This is a genomic window from Syntrophomonas sp. UBA5494, assembly GCF_002426325.1.
The window spans coordinates 8,467-11,703 of the sequence record NZ_DIPG01000144.1 but is presented as its reverse complement, the minus strand read 5'-3'; the positions used below and the strand labels follow the sequence as shown (position 1 = coordinate 11,703).

Annotated in this window: 4 protein-coding genes; 3 read left to right on the top strand and 1 reads right to left on the bottom strand. The window is 52.1% G+C overall.

Annotation, left to right across the window (positions count from 1 at the left end):
• The 3 genes from B3W37_RS16305 to glnA form a co-directional block, all read left to right on the top strand.
• A partial coding sequence (locus B3W37_RS16305) for a methionine gamma-lyase family protein (protein ID WP_483176451.1) occupies positions 1 to 758 on the top strand: 758 nt, incomplete at its 5' end.
• 18 nt (positions 759 to 776) lie between these two features.
• A complete protein-coding gene (locus B3W37_RS16300) occupies positions 777 to 1,262 on the top strand; it encodes a DUF456 domain-containing protein (protein ID WP_483170595.1) in 486 nt (161 codons plus the stop codon).
• Positions 1,263 to 1,342: 80 nt separating this feature from the next.
• Complete coding sequence (gene glnA, locus B3W37_RS16295; RefSeq protein WP_483170593.1) at positions 1,343 to 2,671, top strand: type I glutamate--ammonia ligase; 1,329 nt, start codon at positions 1,343 to 1,345, stop codon at positions 2,669 to 2,671.
• 65 nt (positions 2,672 to 2,736) lie between these two features.
• On the opposite strand, the gene lexA is transcribed toward glnA, so the two are convergent.
• Positions 2,737 to 3,237 (bottom strand): transcriptional repressor LexA (gene lexA, locus B3W37_RS16290; RefSeq protein WP_483176450.1); only part of this gene is annotated, 501 nt, incomplete at its 5' end.

Genomic DNA, 3,237 nt, shown 5'->3' with positions numbered 1-3,237 from the left:
TGGTGTTGATCCAGCGTTCCCGCGGCTACAGCCTGCGCCCGGCCATCCCGGTCCAAGGGATTAAACGCCTGGTTGAATTGGTGAAAGGGCAAAAGCCTGACTGCATTGTTCTGGTGGACAACTGTTACGGGGAGTTTGTCGAGCAGCAAGAACCCTGCCAGGCGGGAGCTGATCTGGTGGCAGGCTCCTTGATCAAGAACCCCGGCGGGGGACTGGCCCCTAACGGTGGTTATATCGCGGGACGGGCCCCACTGATCGAGTCCATCGCTTATTACCTTACCGCACCCGGACTGGGCAAGGAAATGGGCTCCAGCCTGGTTGATAAGCGCTGGTTTTTTCAGGGCCTGTTTATGGCTCCGCATACGGTGTTGCAGGCACTGAAGGGGGCGGTTTTATTGGCTGCCCTGTTCGAAGAGGCGGGCTACCGGGTAGAGCCCGGATGGAGTGAGCCCCGGGCTGATATCATACAGTCCATCTGTTTCGATCATATAGACCAGCTGCAGCGCTGCTGTCAGGTGGTGCAGAATTGCTCGCCGGTAGACAGTGATGTGCAGTTGGAATTTGCCCATCTTCCGGGCTATGATGTTCCAGTGATAATGGCAGCGGGCACTTTTGTACAGGGATCTTCAATTGAATTCTCCTGTGATGCCCCGGCCAGAAAGCCCTACTGTGCCTATGTGCAGGGGGGGTTAACCTATGAACACTGTCGTTATGCGGCGGCTCAACTGATTCGGGCATTAAGGCCGCCAGCTGATTGACCTTTAGGAGGTGTATTGATGATGACCGATACTCTGGTGCTGGTTCTGGCGGTGCTTTTAATGCTGGCGGGACTGGTGGGAGTTATTGTTCCATTGATTCCAGGTATACCCCTGATTTTAGGCATCATTGTGGCTTATGGCTGGTATGAAGGCTTTGAGGTTATCAACGTGGCATATATCGCTATGATGGGTGGAATCACCTTGTTGTCGGTAGTCGTCGACTATCTGTCAACTACTCTGGGAGCTAAATATTCGGGCTCCACCCGGGCTGGAGTATGGGGCGCTTTTATCGGCACTTTTGTAGGACTGTTTATTTTTCCTCCCCTGGGATTGTTGATAGGACCCTGGGTTGGAGCCATGCTGGGGGAGTACCTCAGTGTAAACGACATAAACAAGGCTGTGAAAGCCGGATTCGGCACTGTGATAGGATTGTTCTCGGGACTGTTTTTTAATCTTCTATTAGGGATAATAATGGTAGTCTCGTTTTTGGTTAGAGTTATATAGTATACATGCCGCGGAGCGGTTTACTGCCGCAGACAGGTGTGGTATGCTAGGACTTTGAGAACGCTAACAGGAGGCTTATTATGGATAAGAGCACCATTATGAAAATCGCCGCGGACGAGAATGTTAAATTCATCCGGCTGCAATTCACCGACATCCTTGGAGTGATGAAGGCTATCTCCATTACTGAAGATCAACTGGAGAAAGCCCTGGATGGGGAATTGATGTTTGACGGTTCATCTATAGAAGGTTTTGTGCGTATTGAAGAATCTGATATGTATCTTAAGCCGGACTTGGATACTTTTCTGATTTTACCCTGGTCCAATCCCAACTCTGATGCCAAAACGGCGCGTTTGATCTGTGACATCTATGACTCGGATAATCAGCCCTTTCACGGTTCACCGCGCCAGGCCTTGAAGAATATGCTCAAAGAGGCTGCTGAGATGGGTTATTCCATGCAGGTGGGGCCGGAACCCGAATTTTTCATGTTCCACCTGGACGAAGACGGCACCCCCACATTGAAGACCAATGACAAGGCCAGTTATTTCGACCTTCCCCCGGTTGACAAGGGTGAGAACGCCCGCCGGGACATGGTGGAGACCCTGCAGAGCATAGGCTTTGAGATCGAAGCCGCTCACCACGAGGTAGCGCCGGGGCAGCATGAGATAGATTTCAAATACCAGGACGCCTTGAAAACGGCTGATAATATCGTCACCTTCCGTATAGTGGTGCGAACCGTGGCTCAACAACACGGCATGCATGCCACTTTCATGCCTAAACCGCTTTTCGGTGTAGCCGGTTCAGGGATGCACCTGCATATTTCACTTTTTAAAGATGGGAAAAACGCTTTTTACAATGCCGACGATCCGGCTGGGCTGAGCGATGCCTGCCGATATTTTATCGCCGGGGTGATGAAGCATTCCCGGGCTATCACCGCCATCACCAATCCTACCGTAAATTCGTACAAAAGGCTGGTGCCGGGATATGAGGCTCCGGTATATATCGCCTGGTCTTACCGCAACCGCAGTCCCTTAATCCGCATCCCGGCCCGGCGGGGGATAGGCACCCGCATCGAAGTGCGCAGCCCCGACCCTACCTGCAATCCCTACCTGGGTCTGGCAGTGATTTTAAAGGCCGGTCTGGAAGGGATAAAAAACCGGGAAGAACCTCTGCCGCCTGTAGACAAAAACATATATGAGATGAACCTGGCGGATAGAAAACTCAACAATATCGAATCGCTGCCAGAGAATCTCTATGAAGCCATATCTGAGCTGAACCGCGACGAGGTGATCCAGCAGGCCCTGGGGCGTCATATTCACTCGCGCTTCTGTTATGCCAAGATTAAAGAATGGGAAACTTACAGTTCGCGGGTCTACGAGTGGGAAATCGAGGAGTATCTGGAGAAATTCTAGCAGAGGATAGTTGGGAACGGGTGACCCTTGGAAACCCCAGGTGTCACCCGTCTTTATTTGTCACCCTACATACGGCGCAACAGGCCCGCTACTTTGCCTGCTATTACGGCATGCGGAACTATGATAGGCTGCATGGTCCGGTTCTCCGGGCGCAGCTCCACATAACCATCATGCTTGAACAGCCTTTTTACCGTAGCCTCATCTTCCAACAAGGCCACCACGATCTCGCCGTTGCTGGCATCGGCTTGCTGACGGACAATCAGATAATCTCCGTCAAGAATACCGGCATCGACCATGCTGTCGCCCCTGACCTGTAAAAGGAAGTGCTGGCCGCTGCCGATCAACTCCATGGGTACCGGTATGAAAGCATCTATGTTCTGCTCGGCCAGAATCGGGACACCGGCTGCCACCTGTCCGATCAAGGGCAGTGATACTATCTGGGTGAGACTCTGTTCTTCCTGGGTCGGCACCGGAATAATAGCACGTGGTTTAGTAGGATCCTTGCGCAGATAGCCTTTTTCCTCCAACTGTACCAGATGGGCATGCACCGTTGAACTGGATTTCAA